This window comes from Streptomyces sp. NPDC048424 (genome assembly GCF_040651555.1).
Lineage (GTDB): Bacteria > Actinomycetota > Actinomycetes > Streptomycetales > Streptomycetaceae > Streptomyces.
The window spans coordinates 77,383-100,751 of sequence record NZ_JBEZKE010000021.1; the positions used below are offsets into that span (position 1 = coordinate 77,383).

The 23,369-nt window shown below is 73.2% G+C and carries 22 protein-coding genes; 11 read left to right on the forward strand and 11 right to left on the reverse strand.

Annotated elements, in window-relative coordinates:
- Nucleotides 1-189 precede the first annotated feature (189 nt).
- From AB0D29_RS26770 to AB0D29_RS26785, 4 genes are all read left to right on the forward strand, one after another.
- Complete coding sequence (locus AB0D29_RS26770) at nucleotides 190-837, forward strand: TetR/AcrR family transcriptional regulator (RefSeq protein WP_362857680.1); 648 nt, start codon at nucleotides 190-192, stop codon at nucleotides 835-837.
- Between the two features lie 147 nt (nucleotides 838-984).
- Nucleotides 985-2,157 (forward strand): acyl-CoA dehydrogenase, encoded by a 1,173-nt coding sequence (locus tag AB0D29_RS26775; protein ID WP_362857682.1) that lies wholly within the window; start codon nucleotides 985-987, stop codon nucleotides 2,155-2,157.
- 1,165 nt (nucleotides 2,158-3,322) lie between these two features.
- Nucleotides 3,323-4,456, forward strand: a complete 1,134-nt coding sequence (locus AB0D29_RS26780) for a hypothetical protein (protein WP_362857684.1) — start codon at nucleotides 3,323-3,325, stop codon at nucleotides 4,454-4,456.
- A 15-nt stretch (nucleotides 4,457-4,471) separates the two neighbouring features.
- Nucleotides 4,472-5,563, forward strand: coding sequence for a phosphotransferase family protein (locus AB0D29_RS26785; protein ID WP_362857686.1), 1,092 nt, complete (start codon nucleotides 4,472-4,474; stop codon nucleotides 5,561-5,563).
- Between the two features lie 31 nt (nucleotides 5,564-5,594).
- Here AB0D29_RS26785 and AB0D29_RS26790 read toward each other — a convergent pair whose 3' ends face one another.
- Complete coding sequence (locus tag AB0D29_RS26790) at nucleotides 5,595-6,071, reverse strand: hypothetical protein (protein ID WP_362857688.1); 477 nt, start codon at nucleotides 6,069-6,071, stop codon at nucleotides 5,595-5,597.
- A gap of 217 nt (nucleotides 6,072-6,288) precedes the next feature.
- Between AB0D29_RS26790 and AB0D29_RS26795 the strand changes: the two genes are divergently transcribed.
- The 4 genes from AB0D29_RS26795 to fxsA all read left to right on the forward strand — a co-directional run bounded on the left by AB0D29_RS26795 (nucleotide 6,289) and on the right by fxsA (nucleotide 10,151).
- Complete coding sequence (locus AB0D29_RS26795) at nucleotides 6,289-6,729, forward strand: Lrp/AsnC family transcriptional regulator (RefSeq protein WP_030011705.1); 441 nt, start codon at nucleotides 6,289-6,291, stop codon at nucleotides 6,727-6,729.
- 51 nt (nucleotides 6,730-6,780) lie between these two features.
- Nucleotides 6,781-8,409: an amidohydrolase gene (locus AB0D29_RS26800; RefSeq protein ID WP_362857690.1), complete on the forward strand. Its 1,629-nt coding sequence runs from the start codon at nucleotides 6,781-6,783 to the stop codon at nucleotides 8,407-8,409.
- Between the two features lie 329 nt (nucleotides 8,410-8,738).
- Nucleotides 8,739-9,512, forward strand: coding sequence for a polyprenol monophosphomannose synthase (locus AB0D29_RS26805; RefSeq protein WP_362857692.1), 774 nt, complete (start codon nucleotides 8,739-8,741; stop codon nucleotides 9,510-9,512).
- A 66-nt stretch (nucleotides 9,513-9,578) separates the two neighbouring features.
- On the forward strand, nucleotides 9,579-10,151 hold the full coding sequence (gene fxsA / locus AB0D29_RS26810; RefSeq protein WP_362857694.1) for an FxsA family membrane protein: 573 nt from the start codon (nucleotides 9,579-9,581) through the stop codon (nucleotides 10,149-10,151).
- A 105-nt stretch (nucleotides 10,152-10,256) separates the two neighbouring features.
- Here the strand turns inward: fxsA and AB0D29_RS26815 are convergent, their stop codons facing one another.
- The 3 genes from AB0D29_RS26815 to AB0D29_RS26825 form a co-directional block, all read right to left on the reverse strand.
- Nucleotides 10,257-10,631: an RNA polymerase-binding protein RbpA gene (locus AB0D29_RS26815; RefSeq protein ID WP_007262928.1), complete on the reverse strand. Its 375-nt coding sequence runs from the start codon at nucleotides 10,629-10,631 to the stop codon at nucleotides 10,257-10,259.
- 314 nt (nucleotides 10,632-10,945) lie between these two features.
- Nucleotides 10,946-12,364, reverse strand: coding sequence for an MFS transporter (locus AB0D29_RS26820; protein ID WP_362857696.1), 1,419 nt, complete (start codon nucleotides 12,362-12,364; stop codon nucleotides 10,946-10,948).
- A 68-nt stretch (nucleotides 12,365-12,432) separates the two neighbouring features.
- Entirely contained in the window at nucleotides 12,433-13,203 is a 771-nt protein-coding gene (locus AB0D29_RS26825) for a glycerophosphodiester phosphodiesterase family protein (protein ID WP_362857698.1), read from the reverse strand.
- Nucleotides 13,204-13,441: 238 nt separating this feature from the next.
- Here AB0D29_RS26825 and AB0D29_RS26830 point away from each other — a divergent pair, with 238 nt between their 5' ends.
- Nucleotides 13,442-14,944, forward strand: a complete 1,503-nt coding sequence (locus tag AB0D29_RS26830) for a PLP-dependent aminotransferase family protein (RefSeq protein WP_362857699.1) — start codon at nucleotides 13,442-13,444, stop codon at nucleotides 14,942-14,944.
- A 51-nt stretch (nucleotides 14,945-14,995) separates the two neighbouring features.
- Here the strand turns inward: AB0D29_RS26830 and AB0D29_RS26835 are convergent, their stop codons facing one another.
- Entirely contained in the window at nucleotides 14,996-16,609 is a 1,614-nt protein-coding gene (locus AB0D29_RS26835; protein WP_362857701.1) for an ATP-binding protein, read from the reverse strand.
- A 70-nt stretch (nucleotides 16,610-16,679) separates the two neighbouring features.
- Nucleotides 16,680-16,874 (reverse strand): hypothetical protein, encoded by a 195-nt coding sequence (locus AB0D29_RS26840; RefSeq protein ID WP_030031218.1) that lies wholly within the window; start codon nucleotides 16,872-16,874, stop codon nucleotides 16,680-16,682.
- A 317-nt stretch (nucleotides 16,875-17,191) separates the two neighbouring features.
- Between AB0D29_RS26840 and AB0D29_RS26845 the strand changes: the two genes are divergently transcribed.
- Nucleotides 17,192-17,614, forward strand: a complete 423-nt coding sequence (locus AB0D29_RS26845) for an ankyrin repeat domain-containing protein (protein ID WP_362812437.1) — start codon at nucleotides 17,192-17,194, stop codon at nucleotides 17,612-17,614.
- A 332-nt stretch (nucleotides 17,615-17,946) separates the two neighbouring features.
- Nucleotides 17,947-19,344: a HEAT repeat domain-containing protein gene (locus tag AB0D29_RS26850; RefSeq protein WP_362857703.1), complete on the forward strand. Its 1,398-nt coding sequence runs from the start codon at nucleotides 17,947-17,949 to the stop codon at nucleotides 19,342-19,344.
- 71 nt (nucleotides 19,345-19,415) lie between these two features.
- On the opposite strand, the gene AB0D29_RS26855 is transcribed toward AB0D29_RS26850, so the two are convergent.
- From AB0D29_RS26855 to AB0D29_RS26875, 5 genes are all read right to left on the reverse strand, one after another.
- Entirely contained in the window at nucleotides 19,416-20,420 is a 1,005-nt protein-coding gene (locus AB0D29_RS26855; RefSeq protein ID WP_362857704.1) for a hypothetical protein, read from the reverse strand.
- On the reverse strand, nucleotides 20,417-20,995 hold the full coding sequence (locus tag AB0D29_RS26860) for an RNA polymerase sigma factor (protein ID WP_362857705.1): 579 nt from the start codon (nucleotides 20,993-20,995) through the stop codon (nucleotides 20,417-20,419). Before AB0D29_RS26860 ends, AB0D29_RS26855 begins: the two co-directional genes overlap by 4 nt.
- Nucleotides 20,996-21,069: 74 nt before the next feature.
- Nucleotides 21,070-21,939, reverse strand: a complete 870-nt coding sequence (locus AB0D29_RS26865) for a biotin-dependent carboxyltransferase family protein (protein ID WP_362857707.1) — start codon at nucleotides 21,937-21,939, stop codon at nucleotides 21,070-21,072.
- Entirely contained in the window at nucleotides 21,932-22,555 is a 624-nt protein-coding gene (locus AB0D29_RS26870; protein WP_362857709.1) for an allophanate hydrolase subunit 1, read from the reverse strand. The genes AB0D29_RS26865 and AB0D29_RS26870 overlap by 8 nt, the downstream gene beginning before the upstream one ends.
- Nucleotides 22,552-23,319, reverse strand: coding sequence for a 5-oxoprolinase subunit PxpA (locus tag AB0D29_RS26875; protein WP_362857740.1), 768 nt, complete (start codon nucleotides 23,317-23,319; stop codon nucleotides 22,552-22,554). Before AB0D29_RS26875 ends, AB0D29_RS26870 begins: the two co-directional genes overlap by 4 nt.
- Nucleotides 23,320-23,369 lie beyond the last annotated feature (50 nt).

Here is a 23,369-nt window from a genome sequence, read left to right on the forward strand (position 1 = left end):
CGTCTCTGAGGCCCTCTCCGAGGTCGTCTCGTAGGCCGCCTTGAGGCCCCTTCCGAGGTCGTCTCCGTGGCTGTCCGAAGTGCTGCCATACTGCGGGCACGTTGGGGCAGTTCGAGGCTGGGGCTGAATTTGAATCGTGGTCAACAGCGCGGTACGACCGAGCGTTCGCAGATTCGTCGGGCCGAACTCATGGCAACCGGACGCAAGTTGTTCGCCGACACCTCCTACGACGCACTGTCCATGGACGACATCGCCAAGCACGCCGGCGTCGCCAAGGGCTTGATCTACTACTACTTCAAGAGCAAGCGCGGCTACTACCTCGCCATCGTCGAGGAGTCGGTCGCCGAGCTCGTCGCCCGTGCCGGTGGCGAGACGGACCTCCCGAACGCGGAGCGCGTCCGCCGCACCGTCGACGGATACCTGCACTACGCCGAGCACCATCGCGCGGCCTACCGCACCATCGTCACCGGCGGCGTCGGCTCCGACGCGGAGGTGCTCGCCATCCGCGACGCCGTCCGGGAGGAGCTCGTCGCCACCATCGCCGAAGGCGCGTACGGGCACCGCTCACTGCCGCCGCTCGCCCGGCTCGCCCTCGTCGGCTGGCTCTCCGCCGTGGAAGGGATCACCCTGGAGTGGATCGGCGGGCTCGACGGGGCCGGTGGGTCCATGGGCGCGGAGCGGCCCGATCGCGCCGAGCTCGGGGCCCTGCTGGTGCGCCAGCTGCGCGCGACACTGACGGTGATCGAGGAGTTCGTCCCGGAGTGTCCGGCACCTCCCAATACCGAAGGACCGTTCGGTCAGCGTGATGATCTTGCCCCGGTGACGGGAAGCTCCTGATCGGGCATACTCAAGCCGCCGCAGCCGCTGAACAGCCCATTCCGTGATCCGGGAGGGCACCATCGGCTGTGAGAGCACCGAGACCCGGCGTCGCGTCCCACACCTCACGCGTCGTCGCCGTGCCCGACCAGGGAGGAGAGCGCCGCCATGACAGACCGCGCCCCGCAGCCGGTGGACCGTCAGCTGCCCACCGAGGAGTCCCGCGACCTCCTCGCCCTCGTACGCGAGATCGCCCAGCGGGAGATCCGTCCCCGGGCCGCCGAGGAAGAGGACTCGGGGAGGTTCCCCCGCGAGGTCTTCACCCTGCTGTCGGAGGCGGGCCTGCTCGGCCTCCCGTACCCCGGTGAATACGGTGGTGGCGAGCAGCCGTACGAGGTGTACCTCCAGGTCCTGGAGGAGCTGGCCGCGGCCCGCCTGACCGTCGGCCTCGGCGTCAGCGTGCACTCCCTGGCCTGTCACGGCCTCGCCGGCTACGGCACCAAGGAGCAGCAGGGCGCGCACCTGCCCGCGATGCTCGGCGGCGGCCTGCTGGGCGCCTACTGCCTCTCCGAGCCGGCCGCCGGCTCCGACGCCGCCTCGCTCACCACCAAGGCGGTGCGTGACGGCGACGAGTGGGTCATCACCGGTACCAAGGCCTGGATCACCCACGGTGGAGTCGCCGACTTCTACACGGTCCTGGCGCGGACGGGTGCCGAGGGTCCCAAGGGCATCACCGCCTTCCTGGTCCCCGGGGACGCGGAGGGCCTCACGGCGGCCGTGCCCGAGAAGAAGATGGGCATGAAGGGTTCGCCCACCGCCCAGCTGCACTTCGACGGCGTACGGGTGCCGGACGCGCGCCGCATCGGCGAGGAGGGTCAGGGCTTCACCATCGCCCTGGCCGCACTGGACGCGGGGCGCCTCGGCATCGCCGCGTGCGCGATCGGCGTGGCCCAGGCGGCGCTGGACGAGGCGCTGACGTACGCGCTGGACCGCAAGCAGTTCGGGCACCCGATCGCCGACTTCCAGGGGCTGCGCTTCATGCTGGCCGACATGGCCACCAAGATCGAGGCGGGCCGGGCGCTGTACCTCGCGGCGGCGCGGCTGCGGGACGCGGGCAAGCCGTTCTCGCGCCAGGCGGCGATGGCCAAGCTGTTCTGCACGGACGCGGCGATGGCCGTCACCACGGACGCCGTGCAGGTCCTCGGCGGCTACGGCTACACCGCGGACTTCCCCGTCGAGCGCCTGATGCGCGAGGCGAAGGTGCTCCAGATCGTGGAGGGCACCAACCAGATCCAGCGCATGGTCATCGCCCGCCACCTGGCGGGGCCGGAGACCCGCTAGTACAGTCCGCTGCTGGTCGTGGGCCAGACCGGGGAGGACGTGAGCCGGGACCACTCCGGGTCGCGTCGCCCGGGCAGCGTGCGGCCGGCATCGGCCCACCGGGCGAGCAGATCGCGGTAGATCGGCGGGTCCGGCGTCGGCGTCGGCGTCTGTTGCTGTGGCTCGCGTGGGTCCCGTTGGTCCCGTTGGTCGCGGTGATCGCGGTGATCGCGTGGATGCTGAACCGATTCTTCGAAACCCGGCGGCGTCGGCCGACGCCTTCGGCCGGTTGAAGCCTGAAGCATGGTCATGCACGGCCAACGCGGGAGTGAAGGGCCGGGTAATCGCCCCCGGGGTGCGGGTATCCGTTCGAGCCGTCCCCGGGGGCGGGGGTTTCCCGTCAGTCTCATCGTCTTCCGTGGCGGGCCGGTCCCTCAAGGGCGCTCCCTTCGGTCGCGTCGCTGCGCGATGGCCTTCGGCCACCCTTGACCGACCGCTCCGCCACGGAAAATCGAAGACAGCCGGGAAACCCCCAGAAGAACGGGCCGGGCGATCCGAACAGGGACGGCCCCATCGCAGATATACGGGCGGGGCTCCCGGTGCGCACCGAATCGCTACCCGCTGCCCATGTTGGAGCGTCTACCAGCCGTCCTGGGCTGAACATAGGCCGCCACCGATCGCTACGCGCTTCGCATCTCTCAGCGTCTGCCGGCCGTCTGGGGCTGGGAATAGGCCGCCACAGATCGCTACGTGCTCCCCACGTACTTGCGTCTGCCGATCGCCTGGGGTCGGACATGGGCCGCCACCGATCGCTACGGGCTCCCGCATGACGGCGTTTGCCGGGGTCTTGGGGCGGTCATGAGCCGCCACTGCTGCTCGCCACGCGCTCCTCTGCGGCGCCCGGGGCGGAGCCCGGCCCAATCCAGCCTCGCCGGCGTTTGAGGCGCGGGGGTCCGGGGGCGGCGCCCCCGGCAGCGGCGCCGCGGCCGGTTCACGGTCCGGTCCAAGGTCAGAGCGCGGCGCTGCCGGCGGCGGAGCTGCAGTCGGGCCACGGTCTCGGCAGAGACTCGGCGTGGTGTGCCGGTGTGTCAGGACGTGCCAGAAGGGTGGTCCCCGGCGGGGTTTCTGACGTACCGTCATATCCGCCTGAGCCGCCCCCCGAAGCCCGCCGTCCAGGAGGTCCGCCATGTCCGTCGACCGGCCCGTCGCCCTCGACGAGTACCCCATCCACCAGGCCCCCTTGTCGATGAAGCACCTCGTCAGCGGCGACCGCAACGCCTACGACCGCTGCATCTTCCACGTCTTCGACCACGCGGGCCGCGCCGTCCTGATCCTCGGCCTCGGCGTGTACCCCAACGCCGGGGTCATCGACGCGTACGCCACCCTCCGCCTCGGCGACGAGCTCCTCGCCGTCCGGGCCTCCGACGCCCTCACCGACGATCGGATGAACCTGTCCGTGGGGCCCCTGTCCATCACCGTCGACGTTCCGCTCAAGCGGCTCACGCTGCGCTGCGCGGCGGACCCGGAGGATCCGGACGGGCTCTCGTACGACGTCACCTGGACCGCCGAGTTCCCCGCCGTCTGGGAGCCCCACCACATCCAGCGGCGCGGTGACCGCCTCATGCTGGAGGGGCGCCGCTTCGTCCAGGCCGGGGGTGTGAGCGGGGTCATCCGGGCGAAGGGGGAGGAGTTCGTCCTCACGCCGGGGGAGTGGACCGGGACGCGGGACCGGAGTTGGGGCGTGCGGCCCATACCCGGTGAGGAAGGGGGCCGCGCCGCCGAGGAATACCGCCCGGAGGGGTTCCACTGGCTCTGGATACCGGTCCGCTTCGAGGACCGGTTCGTCATGGTCATCGCCCAGGAGGACGCCGACGGGCACCGCACCCTCAACGAAGCCGTGCAGGTCTTCCCCGAGGGCAGCGGCCGCCACGACGTACAGCTCGGCTGGCCGCACACCGAGATCGGCTACCGGCCGGGCAGTCGGCATCCCGAGAGGGCGGTCGTTCATCTGAGTGATCCGTCCCGCAAGCCCCTCGAGCTCGGTGTGGAGATCCTGAACTCCTCGCCGCTGGCCGTCGGCGCCGGCTACCCGCCCGCCGGCGACTGGCAGCACGGCACCTGGCAGGGCCGCGGCTGGACCGACCGCCGCGTCTACGACCTGTCCGACCCCGCGGCCCACCCGATGGCCGCCTTCGGGGTGACCGACCACTCGGCCCGTTGCACCCTCGACGGGCAGACCGGGCACGGCATCTTCGAGCACGGCAGCTTCGGGCGCCACGACCCGAGTGGCTTCGCCGACTACTCCTCCGTCGCCCAGTAGGGAAGGGGCTCACTCATGGCCATCGCACCACGTCCGCGCACCTCCACCCGGGAGCCCGAAGAGCTCGGCCGGCGCCTCGCGGCCTGGCTGGACGGCAGGCTCCCCGGCGCCAAGGTCACCGGTGCCTCCGTCCCCGGATCCAACGGGATGTCCAGCGAGACCCTGCTCTTCGACATCGAGCACCCCGACACCCCGATCCGCGCCTGCGCGCTGAGGCTCGCCGCCGACCCGGCCGCCTACACCGTCTTCCCCACGTACGACATGCCGCGCCAGCACCGGGTGATGCGTCTGGTCGCCGAGCACACGGACCTGCCCGTCCCGCGGGTGCAGTGGCTGGAGGAGGACCCGGGGCCGCTGGGGGCGCCGTTCTTCGTGATGGCCCGCGCCGAGGGGCGGGTCCCGCCCGATGTGATGCCCTACACCTACGAGGGCAACTGGCTGCACTCCGCCACCGATGCCGAGCGCGCCGAGCTGCAGGACGCGAGCATCTCGCTGTTGGCCCGCCTGCACGACCAGTTCCCCGCCAAGGAGGCGGAGTTCCTCCTGCCCAAGGGTGAGGGGAGCCCCCTGCGCCGGCACGTGCAGGCCCAACGTGCCTACTACGCCTGGGTGGTGGGCGGACTCGCCCCCTCCCCGCTCATCGAGCGGGCCTTCGCCCGGCTGGAGGAGCTGTGGCCGGCGGACGAGGGCCCCGCGGTCCTCAACTGGGGCGACGCCCGCATCGGCAACGTCATCTACGACGGCTTCACGCCGGTCGCCGTCCTGGACTGGGAGATGGCCGCCTACGCCCCCCGCGAGGTGGACCTGGGCTGGAGCGTCTACCTCCACCGCTTCTTCCAGGACCTGACCGTGAGCTTCGGACAGCCCGGCCTGCCGGACTTCCTGCGGCGGGAGGACCTGGAGCGCCGGTACGCCGAACTCACCGGGCACACGCCGCGGGACATGGAGTTCCACACCCTCTACGCGGCGCTGCGGCACGCCATCGTGATGCTGCGCATCGCCTACCGGCAGGCGCACTTCGGGGAGGTCGAGATCCCGGCGGACCCGGACAGCCTGATCCTGCACCACGCCAGCCTGGCCGCCATGGTGCAGGGAACGTACTGGTAGCGATGCAAAGCGCGGGACGCCCCGGCGGTCGTCAGGCCGCCTGGGCGTGCTGCTGCCGCGTCTGCGCCTGCGGCCGGGGGAGCACCGGGCTCACCACGCGGACCGGGCGCGATCCCGGGCCGCCCACGTGCGAGAAGGGCTGCGTCCGCCAGTCCAGGCCCTGGGGCAGGGTCGTCGACAGGACGACGGATTCGGGGGCCTCCACCGGCTGGATCATGCCGACGGTGGGCAGCGCGTCCGTGGCCGGCCGACCGGTGCCCGCGCACACCGTGAGTCCGAAGGGGTTCCACGGGGTCAGGCAGAGCGCGTGCTGCGGCAGGTACTCCTCGTCCGCGACGAGGGCGATCGACTGGCCGCAGTCGGGGCAGATCGCGTGGTGGATCTCGAATCCGTCGAGGTCGTCGGGGTATTCGGCGTATTCGGTGTCCACCGAGTACGCGCCGTCCCCGGAATCGAGCGGTTCGAGGGGCTCCGGTTCGGTGCGACCGGGGCGCTTGGTGTTCAGCATGGATGTACTCCCCCTTGGGTGGGCCGGGCGGGCAGGTTCTGCGGCCTCGGCCACAGCAAGCACTTCCCGTCGAGCGTCACGAGTAACCACAACAGACCGGCCTGCGCCTGCATACCCCTGTGGCCTTGGTCACATGCCTGGCGCAGATGCCTCCAGTGGGCGGACACCACTGGGCCTGGAGTGCCCTTGGGCCTTAAGTTGAGCGGCTATGAGCGCAATGGAGGAGCTGGACCGCCAGATCGTGGATCTGCTCGTACGGGACGGGCGGATGAGCTACACGGATCTGGGCAAGGCCACGGGACTGTCCACGTCGGCAGTCCATCAGCGAGTACGCCGTCTGGAACAGCGAGGGGTGATCCGCGGGTACGCGGCGGTCGTCGACCCGGAGGCCGTCGGCCTGCCGCTGACGGCGTTCATCTCGGTCAAGCCCTTCGACCCGAGTGCCCCGGACGACATCGCGGACCGGCTGGCCGGTGTCCCCGAGATCGAGGCCTGCCACAGCGTCGCGGGCGACGAGAACTACATCCTCAAGGTGCGCGTCGCCACCCCCCTGGAGCTCGAGGACCTCCTGGGCCGCCTGCGCGCCCTCGCCCACGTCTCGACGCGCACGACGGTCGTCCTCTCCACCCCCTACGAAGCCCGGCCGCCCCGGGTCTGACCGGGGACCCGGTGGTCGGCCCGGGGTGGGCGACGCGGGACACTGGTCGGCATGACTGACCGCACCGCCCACTCCGCCGACACCGCCGGAGCACCGACCAGGACCGTCCTCCTCCGCGGGGGCGAGGTCCACAGCCCCGCCGACCCCTTCGCCACCGCGATGGTCGTCGAGCGCGGCCACATCGCCTGGGTCGGTTCCGAGGGGGCGGCCGACGCCTTCGCGCAGGGCGTGGACGAGGTCGTCGACCTCGGCGGCGCGCTCGTCACGCCGGCCTTCACGGACGCCCACGTCCACACCACCTCCGCGGGTCTGGCCCTCACAGGGCTGGACCTCTCCGGAGCGCGCTCCCTGACGGCCGCGCTGGACCTCGTACGCGCGTACGCCACGAGCCGTCCGGCCGACAGGGTGCTCCTCGGGCACGGCTGGGACGCCGCCCGCTGGCCCGAGCGCCGGGCGCCGCGCCGGGCCGAGCTCGACGAGGCCGCGGGCGGCCGCCCGCTCTACCTGAGCCGCATCGACGTGCACTCCGCCGTGGTCACCACGGCCCTGCTCGACCTCGTCCCGGGCGTGCGGCCCGCCGGCGACCAGCCGCTGACCGCCGACGACCACCACGCCGTACGACGGGCGGCCCTGGCCGCCGTCACCCCGGCCCAGCGCGCCGAGGCCCAGCGGGCCGCCCTCGACCGGGCCGCCTCCCTCGGCATCGGCTCGCTGCACGAGTGCGGCGGGCCCGACATCTCCTCCGCCGAGGACTTCACCGGCCTCCTCGCCCTGGCCGCCGAGCGGCCCGGGCCGCGCGTCTTCGGGTACTGGGCCGACCGGGACCTGGAGCTGGCCAGGGAGCTCGGGGCCGTCGGGGCGGCCGGCGACCTCTTCGTCGACGGGGCCCTCGGCTCGCACACCGCCTGCCTGCACGCCCCGTACGCCGACGCCTCGCACACCGGTACGGAGTACCTGGACGCGGTCGCGGTCGCCGAGCACGTGACGGCCTGCACCGAGGAGGGCCTCCAGGCCGGATTCCACGCCATCGGCGACGCCGCGATCACCGCCGTCGTCGAGGGCGTCCGAGCGGCCGCCGAGAAGGTCGGCCTGGCCCGGGTCCGCGCGGCCCGGCACCGGGTCGAACACGCCGAGATGATGACGCCCGCCGCCATCGCGGCCTTCGCGGAGCTGGGGCTCACCGCCTCCGTGCAGCCCGCCTTCGACGCGGCCTGGGGCGGCGAGGACGGCATGTACGCCGACCGGCTCGGCGCCGAGCGCGCCCGCACCCTCAACCCGTACGCGGCCATGCTCAAGGCCGGGGTCCCGCTGGCCTTCGGCTCGGACGTGCCGGTCACCCCGCTCGACCCCTGGGGCACCGTCCGCGCGGCCGCCTTCCACCGGACCCCCGGGCACCGCATCTCCGTACGGGCCGCCTTCACCGCCCACACCCGGGGCGGCTGGCGGGCGCTGGGCCGCGACGACGCGGGGATCCTCGTACCCGGCGCCCCGGCCGACTACGCGGTCTGGCAGACCGGCGAACTGGTGGTCCAGGCCCCCGACGACAGGGTCGCCCGCTGGTCCACCGACCCCCGCTCGGGCACCCCCGGACTGCCCGATCTGACCCCCGGATCCGAACTGCCGGTGTGCCTCGCCACCGTCGTCGGCGGGCGGGAGGTATTCGTACGCCCACAGGGGTGATCCGGTGTGCCTCGGTTCGGTACCGGCGGTCGGACCCGGATAAGTTCGGCCGGGTCCACCACAGGACGTCCGTGCCGGACGGACCCGTCTGCTCAGCGCGCCCGCGCCTCGGGGGCGAGGGAAGGTTTCGCCGGTGGGGGCACCCCCAGTGGTAGCTGGGGGAGGGTGGCCCCGGGTCGGGGCCCTGCGGTCCAGTAGACAACGGTCACGGCGGCCCGCAGCCAGCGGGCGTCTGACCGGCCCGAAGGACCGCGGGCCCCGATCACTGTTCTAAAGTCATCCTCTGCGACCAGACGTACAGGACGTGCAAGAGCACAAAAGGGGACTCAGTGAGCGACGGCGGACAGCGGACCTACGGGCCGCTCGGTACGGCCTTGGTGATCATTCCGACCTACAACGAGGCGGAGAACATCGGGCTGATCGTCGGCCGCGTCCGCGCGGCGGTGCCCGAGGCCCACATCCTGGTCGCCGACGACAACAGCCCCGACGGCACCGGCAAGCTCGCCGACGAGCTCGCGATCGGCGACGACCACGTGCACGTGCTGCACCGCAAGGGCAAGGAGGGGCTCGGCGCCGCCTACCTGGCGGGCTTCCTCTGGGCCCTGGACGCCGGCTACGGAGTGATCGTCGAGATGGACGCCGACGGTTCCCACCAGCCGGAGGAGCTGCCCCGCCTGCTCACCGCACTGGCCGGCGCCGACCTGGTCCTCGGCTCCCGCTGGGTGCCGGGCGGCCGCGTCGTCAACTGGCCCAAGAGCCGGGAGATCCTCTCGCGCGGCGGTTCGACGTACTCGCGGCTGATGCTGAACGTCCCGATCCGCGACGTGACCGGCGGCTACCGCGCCTTCCGCCGCGAGACCCTGGAGGGCCTGGGCCTGGACGAGGTGGCCTCCGCGGGCTACTGCTTCCAGGTCGACCTGGCCCGCAGGGCGGTGCAGAAGGGTTTCCGTGTGGTGGAGGTGCCCATCACGTTCGTCGAGCGCGAGTTCGGCGACAGCAAGATGAGCAAGGACATCGTGGTCGAGGCCCTGTGGCGGGTCACCCAGTGGGGCCTCAAGGCCCAGGCGGCCAGGCTGCTGGGCAAGGACGGCGACAAGCAGTAGCCCCTAAGGGATGTCCGGTACCTCCGGCTGAGGCCGCTTTTACGCGACCCCAGGCACACTGGGTGTATGACGACCGGTATTTCCACGGCCCCCCGGCGGCGTTCGCCCGCCCGAACCTTCCTCCCGCTGGCCATCGCCGCCTGGCTGATCCTGGAGATCTGGCTGCTCACGGTGGTCGCGGACGTGGCCGGCGGGCTCGCCGTGGCCGCGCTGCTGGCGGGCGGCATCGTCCTGGGCGCGGTGGTCATCAAGCGCGCCGGGCGGCGCGCCTTCAAGAACCTGTCGGACACCTTCCAACAGGCCCAGCAGGGGCGCGAGCCCGCCCCGCAGCAGCCCGGCCAGGGCAACGGCCTCACCATGCTGGCGGGCCTGCTCCTGATGATGCCGGGGCTGCTCTCCGACGTGGCGGGCCTGTTCCTCCTGCTCCCGCCCGTCCGGGCCTGGATCGGCCGCCGTGCGACCCGCTCGCTGGAGCGCAAGATGGCCTCGGCCCCGGCCGGGAGCTTCGGCGACGCCTTCCAGCAGGCCCGCATCCACTACCCCGACGGCAAGGTCGTACAGGGCGAGGTCATCCGCGAGGACCGGCCCGAGGGGCCGGCCGGCCCGGAGGCGGGCCACCGCCCGCCCCTGACCCCGTAGGACCGCCGCCCGGTGCCGCCGGCACCGGGCACCGCGCACGAGAAAGCCGAGGGGCCCCGCCACACAGTGTGGCGGGGCCCCTCGGCTTGTGTATCCGTCCGGCTGTCAGGCGGACTTGCGGCTGTCCCGCGGATGCACGGCAATGTTCATGGCGCCGGAACGCAGGACCGCCAGCCTTTCGGCCAGCACTTCCTCCAGCTCCTCGCGGGTGCGTCGCTCCATGAGCATGTCCCAGTGCGTTCGCGCAGGCTTGCCCTTCTTCTCTTCGGGCCCGTCCCCGTCCACCAGGAGTGCCATGGCGCCGCACGCCTTGCACTCCCACTCCGGCGGAATTTCTGCCTCAACCGAGAACGGCATCTCAAATCGATGTCCGTTCTGGCATGCGTACTCCACCGCCTGGCGCGGGGCCAGATCGATGCCGCGGTCCGTCTCGTAGCTGGTAACCACGAGGCGCGTACCGCGGAGAGCTCGCTCACTCATGAATCGTGCCTCCCGGGCTTTGTCGCCCACAGGACAGGTGTCGCTGTCGTCGTCATCCGGTCAACGTCCGGTCGGCGGTATAGATTCCCGCTCCGGGTCGTGCGTCGCCCGTCGTGCCGCCCCTTGTTGTACCCACCAATGCCCGTTTTGTCACATCTGGCAGCAGATGTCACCCAACGTCCACGCTTCTTGAGCGCGCAGTAACGGTCCGCCTGGCAGGCCAAAGGCGTACACTACCGGCCCTTTGCTTCAACGTCTAAATTCGTTCGGAATTCGTTCGCGGATCCGGGCCGTGCGCACTCGCGGACCCGCTCTCAGATCCGCTCCGGTACAGGATTGCCTGCCGCCTCCACCGCGCGCCGCACCGGCACTCTCGCCAGGAGCACGAATCCCAGTGCGAAGAAGGCCACCAGCGAGATGATCGCGTCCCGGTAGCTGCCCGTGAGCTGGTAGGTCAGGCCGAAGACGAGCGGTCCCACCCAGCTCAGCCCCCGGTCGCTCATCTCGTACGCCGAGAAGTACTCGGCCTCCTTGCCCGCCGGCACCAGGTGCGAGAAGAGCGAGCGCGACAGCGCCTGGCTGCCGCCCAGCACCAGCCCGATCATCGCGGCGAGCGCGAAGAACCACACCGGGGTCCGGGCCGGCAGGAAGTATCCGACCGCGAGCGTCACGCCCCACGCGGCCAGCGAGCCCAGGATCGTCCGCTTGGCGCCGTAGGTGCGCGCGAGGCGGCCCATCCCCAGGGCCCCGCCCACCGCCAGGACCTGCACCAGCAGCACCGCCCCGATGAGCGTGGACTGGTCCAGCTCCAGCTCCTCCGATCCGTAGATGGAGGCCTGGGAGATCACCGTCTGCACGCCGTCGTTGTAGATCAGGTACGCCAGCAGGAACGACAGCGTCAGCGGATAGCGCCGCATGTCCTTCAGGGTGGCGACGAGCTGCTTCCAGCCGCTGACCGCCGGCCCGGCCCCCGGCTCGCGCACCACGGCCCGGTCCCGCAGCCGGCGCAACGGGATCAGGGCGAAGGCCCCCCACCACAGGCCAGCCGAGGCCAGGCAGATCCGTACCGCCATGCCCTCGGTGAGCCCGAAGGAGTCGTGGCCCATGTAGAGCACCAGGTTCAGCACGAGCATCACGGAGCCCGCGGTGTAACCGAAGGCCCAGCCCCGCGAGGAGACGGTGTCCCGCTCGTCCGGCGTGGAGATCTGCGGCAGGTAGGCGTTGTAGAGCACCATCGAGACGGACAGCGAGGCGTTCGCCACGATGAGCAGCAGCCCGCCCAGCAGGTAGCGCTCACCGCCCAGGAAGAACATCCCGGCCGTCGCCGCGGCGCCCGTGTACGCGGCCACCGCCAGCAGCGGCTTCTTGCGCCCCGTCCGGTCCGCCGCGGCGCCCACCAGCGGCATGAGCAGCACGGCCAGGATCACCGAGGCCGACACCGAGTACGCGAAGAAGGACCCCGCCCGCACCGGGATGCCCAGCGGGTGCACGAAGCCCTCGGCGTCCGCGGCGGCCTTGGCCACCGAGGTCAGGTACGGCCCGAGGAACACGGTGAGCACGCTCGCCGAGTACACCGACACGGCGAAGTCGTAGAAGTACCAGCCGTGCTGCTCGCGCTTGCGCGCGGCGGCCCCGGCCGCGACCTCCGCGCCCGGCGCTCCCGATCTGCCGTCCTCGGCTCCCGGTTCCGCTGGTTCCGCTTCCTCGGTCGTCCTGCTGTCTTCCGCGCTCACCTGGTGTCCCCCTCACTGGTCCCCGTACCGCAGCGGCCATCGGGCCCGCGCGGCGGCCGAGGAGCGTGTCAGGCCCAGGCCCCGCGCCGGTCCAGCACCGTGCGCAAGATGTCGATCCGGTCGGTCATGATGCCATCGACTCCCAGGTCGAGGAGAGCCTCCATCCGTTCCGGTTCGTTCACGGTCCACACGTGGACCTGCAGACCCCGCTCGTGCGCGGTCCGCACGAAGCGCCGGTCGACCACCCGGATGCCCGCCTGGGTCTCCGGCACCTGGGCCGCCACCGCGCCCACGCGCAGCGCCGCCGGGATCGCGTACGAGCGCAGCCGCAGGCCCACCACCCCGCGTACGCCGTACGAGGTCGCCAGCCGGGGGCCGGCGATCCGCTGGGCGCGGGCCACCCGGCTCTCGGAGAAGGAACCCACGCAGACCCGGTCCCAGATCCCGGTCCGCGCGATCAGGTTGACCAGCGGGTGCAGGGCCGACTCGGCCTTGACGTCGATGTTCCAGCGGGCGTCCGGGAACTCCTCCAGCAGCTCCTCGAAGAGCGGCAGGGGCTCGGTGCCCGCCACGCGCACCTCGCGGACCTGCTTCCAGGGCAGCTCGGCGATCCGGCCCCGGCCGTCGGTGACCCGGTCCAGCGTGGAGTCGTGGAAGGCGACGAGTTTCCCGTCGGCCGTGGCGTGCACATCGGTCTCGAAGTACCGGTAGCCCGCTTCGGCGGCCCGGCGGAAGGCCGCGGCGGTGTTCTCCAGCCCGTCCGCGGCACCTCCCCGGTGCGCGAAGGGGATCGGAGCCGGGTGGTCCAGATACGGATGGCGAAGGCGTACGTGCGTCACGGCGGCAGTATCCCCCGTGACGTGAGGGGACGGTGGTCCGTGAGGTGAACGGGGGACACGGCGGCGGACACGGGGAAGGTCGATCCGGCGCCCCTCCGGTCCCTCGGCCGGCCCCAGGTGCGGAGCCCCCTGGTGGAAGTGGACTGGCGCGTGACAGTCTGGGCCCGCAGGCATCAATCCAATCCCGGCCTCCGGCGCCCGCCGTCGAGGCCAATCCGACGAAGGTGGACCGGACGCAATGGCCGAATGGACCTCGGCGGTCGGCGCCGCCCAGCTCGCCCGCCTCATCACCTCGCAGCAGGAGCGCCCCGCCGTCCCCGGCGCCCGCAAACTGCCCGCGTACCGCACCCTCGCCGACGGCATCCGCCTCCTCGTCCTCGAAGGCCGCGTCCCGGTCGCCGCCCGGCTCCCCGCCGAGCGGGAGCTCGCGGTCGCCCTCTCCCTCAGCCGCACCACCGTCGCCGCCGCCTACGAGGCCCTGCGCGGGGAGGGGTTCCTGGAGTCCCGCCGGGGCGCCGGCAGCTGGACCTCCGTACCGGCCGGGAACCCGCTGCCCGCGCGCGGACTGGAACCGCTGCCGCCCGAGTCCCTCGGTTCGATGATCGACCTCGGCTGCGCTGCCCTCCCCGCCCCCGAGCCCTGGCTCACCAAGGCCGTCCAGGGCGCGCTGGAGGAGCTGCCCCCGTACGCGCACACCCACGGCGACTACCCGGCCGGCCTGCCCGCGCTGCGCCGGATGCTCGCCGACCGCTACACCGAGCAGGGCATCCCCACCATGCCCGAGCAGATCATGGTCACCACCGGCGCGATGGGCGCGATCGACGCCATCTGCAGCCTCTTCGCCGGGCGCGGGGAGCGGATCGCCGTCGAGTCGCCGTCCTACGCCAACATCCTCCAGCTCATGCGCGCCGCCGGGGTGCGCCTGGTCCCCGTCGCCATGGCGGACGGGCTGGGCGGCTGGGACATGGACGTCTGGCGGCAGGTGCTGCGCGACTCGGCCCCCCGCCTCGCCTACGTCGTGGCCGACTTCCACAACCCGACCGGGGCCCTGGCCTCCGACGAGCAGCGCCGCGCCATGGTGGCGGCCGCCCGCTCGGCCGGCACCGTCCTCGTGGCCGACGAGACCATGCAGGAACTCCAGCTGGACCCGGACCTGGAGATGCCCCGCCCGGTCTGCTCCTTCGACCCCGCCGGCAGCACGGTCATCACCGTGGGCTCCGCCAGCAAGGCGTTCTGGGCGGGCATGCGGATCGGCTGGGTCCGCGCCGCCCCCGACGTGATCCGCAGCCTGGTCGCCGCCCGCGCCTACGCCGACCTGGGCACGCCCGTGCTGGAACAGCTCGCGGTGAACTGGCTGATGCGCACCGGGGGCTGGCGGGAGGCCGTGGGGATCCGCCGCGAGCAGGCCCGGGAGAACCGCGACGCGCTGGTCGCGGCGGTCCGCCGGGAGCTGCCGGACTGGGAGTTCGAGGTTCCGCGGGGCGGGCTCACCCTGTGGGCCCGTGCGGGGGGCCTGTCCGGGTCCCGGCTGGCCGAGGTGGGGGAGCGGGTCGGCGTACGGGTCCCCTCGGGGCCGCGGTTCGGCGTGGACGGCGCCTTCGAGGGCTATGTCCGGCTGCCGTTCACCGTGGGCGGGCCGGTGGCCGAGGAGGCCGCCTCCCGCCTCGCGGCGGCGGCCCGGCTGGTCGGCACGGGCGCCGGCAGCAGCGGCGCGGAGCCGCCGCGCACGTTCGTGGCCTGACCCGCCTGACCCGCCTGACCCGCCTGACCCGCCTGGCCCGTCGCGACCGGCCTACGGAGCCTCGGCCGGGACCTCCGGGATCTCCGCGGCCTCGACGGCCGAGCCCTGCGCCGGGGGCTGCGCCTGGAGGGACTTGCCCGGTCCGCGGCCCGGAGCCTGCTGGCGGTCCGGCAGCAGCTCGAGCACGGCCTGGCGGTACGCCGGGTGCGTGGCCTCGTCGTACGGGTCCGGGGTGGCGGGCACCTGCAGCCGGTGCACGGGACCCGCGCCGAGCCGGGCGTACCCGCGCCCGGGCGGCACCTGGGCCGGCGGGGTGGTGTGCGGCGGCAGCCCCAGCACGTCGGCGATCTGCTGGATCCCGGCGGGCCCGAGGACGATCCGGGCGCGGGTGTGCTGCCAGACGGAGTCGTTCAGCAGTTCCAGGTGGTCGAAGTGCTCGGCCACCACCACCGTGACGTGCGCGGGCCGCCCGTGCCGCAGCGGCACCTGCAACTGGGCCAGCGGGTCGGGGCCCCCTTCGGCGACCGCGAGGTGGGCCAGCACGCTCGGCTGGTCCAGCAGGATCCACAGCGGGCGCCGGGTGTCCTCGGGCGCCGGCCGGCCGGACTCCCGGGCCCGGTGGCTGGCGATGAGCCGTCGCTCGGTCTCCTGCGCGGCCCACTCCAGGGTGGCCTGCGCCCCGGTCGGCCCGCACTCCACGGCGAGGACGCCGGCGCGGCCCGAGAGGCAGGCGTACTCGCCGCTGCCGCCGCCGTCGACGATCAGCACGTCGCCGCCGTGCCGCAGGGCCTGCACGGCGACGGAGCGGATCAGGGTGGAGGTGCCGCTGCCGGGCTGGCCGACGGCCAGCAGGTGGGGCTCGGTGGAGCGGGGCCCGGTGCGCCAGATCACCGGCGGCACGTCGCGGGGCTCGTCGCCCTCCAGGACGGGCAGGGTGCGCTGCACGCCGCCCGCGTCGGTGAAGCCGAGCACGGTCTCGCCGGGCGCGGTGACGAACGGCTGCGCGGCGATGCCCGTCGGCAGCGCCGCCAGCACGCTCAGGTCGAGCTGGTTGCCCTCCTCGTCCCAGTCGAAGAGATACTCCCGTCCGCGCCCGGACTTGGCGTGCAGCAGTGCCTCGATCCGGGCCCGTGAGGCGGCCTCGCCGTCGGTGAAGTAGGCCGGGTAGCGGATGTGGAGCCGGGTGATGCGGCCCGCCTCGTCGAACTCGTAGCCGCTGAAGGCCTTGTCCCAGTCCCCGCCGTGGGCGAAGAGGGGGTTCGGGTCCTCCGGGATGGAGAAGTACGGCACGAGGGCTTCGTAGAGGGAGCCGAGCCGTTCGGTCTCGGCATCGCTGGGCCCGGTCTTCACCGGGGTGCGGTCGCGTCCCTGCCAGGCCGCGGCCGCCATGAGGGTGATCAGGGCGAGGAGCGGACCGTAGGGGACGAGCGCGACCACGAGGACGCAGGCGGCTCCCAGGAACAGCGCGGGACCACGCTTGTCCTTGGGGGTCTCGCACCATCTGCGCCGCCCGGCCGAGGCCAGGACGCGCAGGCCGCGTCCGATGGTGAGGAGCGGATGGAGGACGTCCGTGGCGGTGTCGGCGGCCGTGCGAGCGAAGTCGCGGCCCCGGGACAGCGACACGGTGCCGCTGCTGAGGATGCGGGGAAGTGGGCGCCGGGCCACGGGCGTCTCCTGGAGTTGTGGGTGTGACGGGTGCTTCGGGTGTTGCTGGTGGCGCTGCGCGATGGCCGGGCTAGAGCTTGATCCCGCCGAGCAGGCTCGCGAGGCTCGCCGTGCTCGCCGTGATGCTCGGGGCGATGGCGGAGCCGGCGAGGAAGAAGCCGAAGAGCGAGCAGACGAACGCGTGCGTCAGCTTCATCCCGTCCTTCTTGAAGAAGAGGAAGCAGATGATGCCGAGCAGGACCACGCCTGAGATGGACAGGACCATGAGGAGTTCTCCTGGTTGGTGGGGACAGTCACCATCAGTTCTTCCAGGCTCACAGCAAGTATCAATGCGACAAAAGGTGCATACGGGTGAATCTCCGAGTTTTTCACTTGACCGGCTCAGCCCGGCTGGCGCGTCCGGCGCACCGGGGGGCGAGGGTGATCCTTGCCTCGGCCCGACCCGGACATGTGCAGGCCAGGGCGCTACCCTGACGATTCACCCGTACGGACGCAGTGCCGTGCACCCCCCTGCCCGCCCGTCCTGGGGACGGGGCCGCGGGGCGGACCATGTCAGCAACGAGTGAAAGGCGGTAACGAACGATGAGCGAGCACGCCGCGGAAGGCGCCGGCTCCCAGGACGTCCCCGACGAGGACGTCATCGAACTGGCCACCAAGATCTTCGACCTCGCCCGTCAGGGTGAGACCGAGACGCTCACCGCCTACCTCGACGCCGGGGTCCCGGCGAACCTCACCAACGACCGCGGCGACACCCTCGTCATGCTCGCCGCCTACCACGGCCACGCCGACGCCGTGTCGGCCCTGCTGGCCCGGGGCGCCGAGGCCGACCGCGCCAACGACCGCGGCCAGACCCCGCTCGCCGGGGCGGTCTTCAAGGGCGAGGAGGCCGTCATCCGCGCCCTGCTCGCCGGCGGGGCCGATCCGACGGCCGGAACCCCCTCCGCCGTGGACACGGCGCGCATGTTCGCCAAGGCCGACCTGCTGGAACTTTTCGGAGCCGAGTAGTCCGTTTTTGGCTCGGATCTGGCCGGGCCCGGCCGGTTCCCGACCTCACAGGTTGGTCACGGCGGCCGTAAATGTGGTCGCGGTGCACAAACCGCCTGGGCCATCATGGCGTCGGATTCGATTCGCGAGCACGGGGGGCGGGCCGGAGCGGGTAGGACACGAAGGGTGTCCCGGCCCGGCCCGGCCACCATGGTCACGAAGAACTGACGAGAGTGAGAAGGCAATGGTCTACATCGAGCGGAACATGACGGCGGACGTCCTCACATGCTGTTACGCGGCCCTGTGAATCCCGATTCCCGGTTGCGTCCCCAGCTTGATTTGAGGCCATTCCCATGTTCGAACCAGTCATAGCACCGAGCGGTACCCTGCTCGGGCTCCTCCAGCGCGGCCGTGGCGACGGCACGCTGCACGCACTCGCGGCACCCAGGGCGGAGGCCCTCGAGGCCCTCAACCAGTGCGTGCTCCGCGACCCGCGCCAGGACTGGCAGGTCGAGAACCGCTCCTTGTACTACGCCCGGCTCTACCTGGACCTCGACGGTCCGCTGGGCGAGATCGAGCACCACCTCTTCAGCGCCGACGACCTCGTCGACGAAGAGGACCACCGGACCGGCCTCGCCCTGTCCGTCCTGGGCCACCTGGCCTCGTACGGCCGTGACGACGCGCTCATGCTGCTGCGCCGGTACGCCGCCTCCGGGGCGAACTGGGCCTGGGCCCTCGACGAACTCGCCCTGCGCGACGACGACGAAGGCCTGCGGTCCCTGGCCACGCCGGTCCTCGCCAGATTCCCCGCCACGGCGGAGGGCGAGGCGCGGCTGGCCGCCGCCGTCCGCGACGCCTACGAGCCCCGGCCGTGGTGCCTGTGGGAGGAGACCCCGCAGCACGGCGAGCGCCTGCGCGCCGCCCGCCAGCAGGGCTCCTTCGACCGCTGGCAGCGCCAGCTGACCCCCAGCGGCCCCCGGCCCGGCTGGGGAGTCCAGGCCGTCTTCGACTGGGCCGCCGACGGCCTGCGCCGCGGCACCCCGCTGCACGTACCCGCCGCGCGCTGCCTGGCCGCCGTCGCCGCGCCCGAGGACCGCTCCGCGATCCTCGCGGCCGCCGCCGGCGCCTCCGGCGAGGCCGCCCGCGCCACCGCCCTGCACCACCTGGTCCTCGCCGAGCCGGACAACCCCGCCGTGCTGGACCTCATCGAAGCCGCCGCCGACGAACCCGCCGTGGCCGCCTACGAACGCATGTGCGGCCCCGAGGCCGTCGAACGGGCCCGGCGCTGGATCCACCGCCCCGACGCCCTGGGCGCGGCCGCCGCGGCCACCCTGGCCGCCCGCGGCGGAGCCGAGGACGCGGAACTGGTCCTCGGCGCCCTGCGCTCCACGGTCCGCGGCTCGGGCCCCGACACCCGGCAGCTCTACGCCCTCGTGGACGGCGCCGGCCGCCTCGCCATCGGCTGCGCCGCCCCCGTACTGCGCCACATCTACCGCGAGACGGCCTCGTCCCACCTGCGCGGCCGGGCCGCGCGGGCCCTCGCCAGCACGGACCCCTCCTTCGCGGCGGGCTTCGCCGTCGAATGCCTCTGGGACTGCGAGGAGACCACCCGCGAGGTGGCGGCCCACCACGCCGAAACCGCCGACGCCCGGGTCGCACCCCGGCTGCGCCGCCTGGCGACGGACCCGGCCGAGGAAGAGGACGTGCAGTCGGCCGTACGCAGCCGGATCGCTCCGGAGTCCGCCGTGTAGCGGGTCGCGGACGCGCGGACGCCCCGGCCTGAGGAAGGCCGGGGCGTCCGGGGCCCATCGCGAAGAGGTCGTCACCCGCCGAGCGAGAAGTCGATCTCGCAGGGCGTGACCCTCGACGTCTCCTTCACGCCGTACCCGACCGTGCCGCCGGGGCCCGACGACCTGACCGGCTTCGAGAACACGAGCGTGTACCCCGGAGGGACGGTCTTCGAATTGATCTTCAACGTGGAGCTTCCCGGCTCGCGGGACAGCTCGGCCTCACGGTCGGCCTGCGGGCCCCGGTAGCCGCCACCCACGTGCGTGCACTCCGACGCCGGCTTCTTCTCGGTCACCGCGACGCTGACCCCCTGCTCCTGGAGGCTGCGCACCACTGCGGACAGTTCGTCGGGCTTGGGCGCGGGGATCTCGATGGTCTTGCCGGGGTCCTTCGGGGGCTCGGAGCGCGCCTTCAGCGCCTCTTCCAGGCCCTCGGAGTAGTCGATCGAGCAGGACGGGACCTTGGAGGTCTCGATCACGCCGATGCCGATCCCCCGCTCACCCAGCGGGTAGTAGTCCGCCCACGCGAACGTGAGCGTGTGACCCGGCGGAACCGTCTTCGCGTTCACCTTGAAGCTGAACGCGTCACCGCTGCCCTGCATCAATTCGGCCGCGGGGTCGGCCTGTGGACCGCGGTACCCGCCGCCCAGCTCGGAACACTGGGACCGGGGCCGCTTCGGGACCAGGGAGACCTGGACCCCCAGCTCCTTCAGCCGGTCCGCCAGGGCCGGGATCTGATCGTGCTCGGGCAGCCCGAACCGGAGCGACCCGTCCGGGTCCTTCTTGATCTCGGGCACGCCCGGGGCCGCCGGGCTCGGCGAGCCGGTCGGACCGACGGCGGGCAGCGAGCCGTTGCCGCCGCTGTCTCCGGCCAGGGTCATCACCGCGACGACCGCTGCCGTCGCGACGCCCACCGCGAGCGGGATGCCGTAGCGGCGGGCGAAGGAACGGACGGGAGCCGGGGCCGGCGCCTCCTCCGGGAGGCGGGCCAGCAGCGCCGCCTTGAGCCGGTCCTCGAACCCGCTGGGCCTGGTGCTCATCGGGCTGCCTCCAACTGCGGTTCGGTGACGGCGGCGGGCCCGGTCCCGCGCAGCGCGCGGCGGGCCCGGTGGAGGCGGACGCGGACGGTCGCCTGGGTGACGCCGAGGGCCTGGGCGGCCTCGGTCGGGGTGAGTTCGTCGACGACCACGAGGTCGAGGGCCGCGCGCAGCGGCTCGGAGAGGGCGGCGTGACGTTCCGCCAGGGACCTGAAGGCCCGCTGGGCGTCGATCCGTTCCTCCAGGGCCGCGACGTCCTCGTCTTCGAGGAGGCGGCGGCCGCTCAGCCGCGCCAGGGCGCCGCTCTCGCGGGCGAGCCCGCGGGCGTGGCCCGACAGGACGTTGCGGGCTATCCCGAACAACCAGGCGATCGGCGCTCCCCTGTTGGGCCGATAACCGGAAGCCGAGCCCATCGCCGCGAGGAAGATGTCCGCCGTCAGGTCCGCCGCCAGGTGCGGGTCGGCGACCCGGCGGGTGACGAAGCCGAGCACGGCGTCGATGTGCTCCTCGTAGAACGCGCCGAATCCCTCGTGCGTGGTGAGATCCGGTGGCCCGGTCTTCTGTCCTGGGCTTCGCACCCTGGTTCCTCCCCTGCGTCGGGGACCCGGTCGGCCCCCTCACTCCGTACTTGGCCGGAGCCCCCGAAAACGTTTCACCGGGACCGGAGGAAGCGCACGGGAGTCCCCGGCCGGGCCTGCGCCGCCGCGTCCAGGGCCGGGCCCGGCGGGACCACGCCCACCACCGGGTAGCCGCCCGTCACCGGGTGGTCGGCCAGGAACACCACCGGCAGCCCGTCCGGCGGCACCTGGACCGCGCCCAGCACCATGCCCTCGCTCGGCAGCTCGCCCGCCCGGGCGCGGACCAGCGGCGGCCCCGCCTCCGTGCGCAGCCCGATCCGGTTGGACCTCGCCGACACCCGGAACTGCGCACGCCACAGCCCGGCCAGCGAAGCCGGCGCGAACCAGTCCGCCCGCGGCCCCGGCCGCAGCGGCAGCAGCAGCTCCGAAGGCGGCCCGGGCAGGCCGCAGACGTCCGCCCCGGGCACCGGATCCGGCCCGGCCGGGCCCACCGGCAGCCGCATCCCCGCCGCCAGGACCGGCGGCCCCAGCCCGGACAGGAGGTCCGTGGCGCGACTGCCCAGGACCGGCGGGACGGTCAGGCCTCCCCGCACCGCGACGTAGCCGCGCAGCCCCGACTCCGCCCGGCCCACCTCCAGCTCCGCCCCGGCCGGGAGCCGGACCGGCGCTCCCCAGGCCACCGGGCGACCGGAGATCCGTACCGGACAGGGCGCGCCCGTGACCGCCACCGTGGTCGCGGCCAGGGCCCGCAGCCCGACCCCGTCCAGCGTCGTCTCCAGTGCCGCCGCGTCCGGCGGGTTGCCGACGAGCCGGTTGGCCAGCGCGTACGCCGCCGTGTCGAGGGCTCCCGAGCGCGGGACCCCCAGATGCGCGTAGCCCGGGCGGCCCCGGTCCTGGACCGTCGTCAGCGCCCCCGGCCGCACCACCACCAGCCCCTCAGCCACGGCCGTCCCCTTCCGTGAACCGCACCCGGACCCCGGGCGCGAACAGCGCCGCCGGTTCCCGCTCCGGGTCCCACAGCACCGCGTCCGTGGAGCCGATCAGCTGCCAGCCGCCGGGGGAGGAGCGCGGATACACCCCCGCGTACTCGCCGGCCAGCGCCAGCGAGCCCGCCGGGACGGCCGTACGGGGGGTGTCCCGGCGGGGGACCTGGAGCCGCTCCGGCAGCCCCGTCAGGTATCCGAAGCCCGGCGCGAAACCGCAGAAGGCCACCCGGAAGACGGTCGCGCCGACGATCCCCGGGACCTCCCGCGGGGCGACCCCCCACAGCCGGGCCACCTCCGCCAGGTCCGGGCCGTCGTACCGCACCGGGACGGTGACCAGCGGCCCCTCCGCCTCCGCGAGCGCGGGCACCTCCCACCGCGCGATCCGGGCACCGAGCGCCGCCGGGTCCCGTACGCCGTCCAGCAGCACGGTCCGCGCGGCCGGCACGAGGTCCCGTACGGACCCCAGCTCGCCCGCGGCCCGGCGGCGCAGCAGCTCGGCGTGGAGCGCGGCCACCTCCGCCGCCGAGTCCAGTTCGACCAGCAGCGCCTCGCCGCCCACCACGAGCGTCCTCACGCGAAGGCCTCCACAAGGACCCCGGCCGCGCCCAGCGCCTCCCGGACCCGCCGCGCGAGCACGGCCGCCCCCGGGGTGTCCCCGTGCAGGCACAGCGAACGCGCGGCCACCGGGACCACGGACCCGTCGGCAGCCGCCACCGTCCGCTCGGTGGCCATCCGCACGGCCCGCGCCACCACCGCGTCCGGGTCGTGCAGCACCGCACCCGGCTCCGTCCGCGGCACCAGCGTCCCGGCGGGCGTGTAGGCACGGTCGGCGAAGGCCTCCGGTACGGCGGCCAGCCCGGCCTCGCCGGCGGCGGCGAGCAGCAGCGACCCGGGCAGCCCCAGGACGGGCAGGCCCCCGGTGGCACCGGACCCGGCGGCCAGCCGGACGCCCGCGACCACGGCGGCGGCCTGCTCGCCGTCGTGCACCGTCCGGTTGTAGAGCGCGCCGTGCGGTTTCACGTACGACACCCGGGAGCCGGCCGCCCGCGCGAACACCTCCAGCGCGCCGATCTGGTAGGCCACCTCGTCCGCCAGCTCGGCGGCCGGGACGTCCATCGCGCGCCGTCCGAAGCCGGCCAGGTCGCGGTAGGAGACCTGCGCGCCGATCCGTACGCCCCGCTCGGCGGCCAGTTCGCACACCCGGCGCATGATGGACGGGTCGCCGGCGTGGAAACCGCAGGCCACGTTGGCGCTCGTGACGACGGAGAGCAGGGCCTCGTCGTCGGTGAGCGTCCACCGCCCGAATCCCTCGCCGAGGTCGGCGTTGAGGTCGACCACCGAAGAGGATGCGATCATGGAATCCATGCGCTGAGCGTAGAGCAGGCGTC

Bases quoted from the DNA above. Each gene is read 5' to 3' on its own strand.
- AB0D29_RS26770 (WP_362857680.1), top strand. From the start codon at position 190: ATGGCAACCGGACGCAAGTTGTTCGCCGACACCTCCTACGACGCACTG.
- AB0D29_RS26775 (WP_362857682.1), top strand. From the start codon at position 985: ATGACAGACCGCGCCCCGCAGCCGGTGGACCGTCAGCTGCCCACCGAG.
- AB0D29_RS26780 (WP_362857684.1), top strand. From the start codon at position 3,323: ATGTCCGTCGACCGGCCCGTCGCCCTCGACGAGTACCCCATCCACCAG.
- AB0D29_RS26785 (WP_362857686.1), top strand. From the start codon at position 4,472: ATGGCCATCGCACCACGTCCGCGCACCTCCACCCGGGAGCCCGAAGAG.
- AB0D29_RS26790 (WP_362857688.1), bottom strand. From the start codon at position 6,071: ATGCTGAACACCAAGCGCCCCGGTCGCACCGAACCGGAGCCCCTCGAA.
- AB0D29_RS26795 (WP_030011705.1), top strand. From the start codon at position 6,289: ATGGAGGAGCTGGACCGCCAGATCGTGGATCTGCTCGTACGGGACGGG.
- AB0D29_RS26800 (WP_362857690.1), top strand. From the start codon at position 6,781: ATGACTGACCGCACCGCCCACTCCGCCGACACCGCCGGAGCACCGACC.
- fxsA (WP_362857694.1), top strand. From the start codon at position 9,579: ATGACGACCGGTATTTCCACGGCCCCCCGGCGGCGTTCGCCCGCCCGA.
- AB0D29_RS26815 (WP_007262928.1), bottom strand. From the start codon at position 10,631: ATGAGTGAGCGAGCTCTCCGCGGTACGCGCCTCGTGGTTACCAGCTAC.
- AB0D29_RS26830 (WP_362857699.1), top strand. From the start codon at position 13,442: ATGGCCGAATGGACCTCGGCGGTCGGCGCCGCCCAGCTCGCCCGCCTC.
- AB0D29_RS26840 (WP_030031218.1), bottom strand. From the start codon at position 16,874: ATGGTCCTGTCCATCTCAGGCGTGGTCCTGCTCGGCATCATCTGCTTC.
- AB0D29_RS26845 (WP_362812437.1), top strand. From the start codon at position 17,192: ATGAGCGAGCACGCCGCGGAAGGCGCCGGCTCCCAGGACGTCCCCGAC.
- AB0D29_RS26850 (WP_362857703.1), top strand. From the start codon at position 17,947: ATGTTCGAACCAGTCATAGCACCGAGCGGTACCCTGCTCGGGCTCCTC.
- AB0D29_RS26855 (WP_362857704.1), bottom strand. From the start codon at position 20,420: ATGAGCACCAGGCCCAGCGGGTTCGAGGACCGGCTCAAGGCGGCGCTG.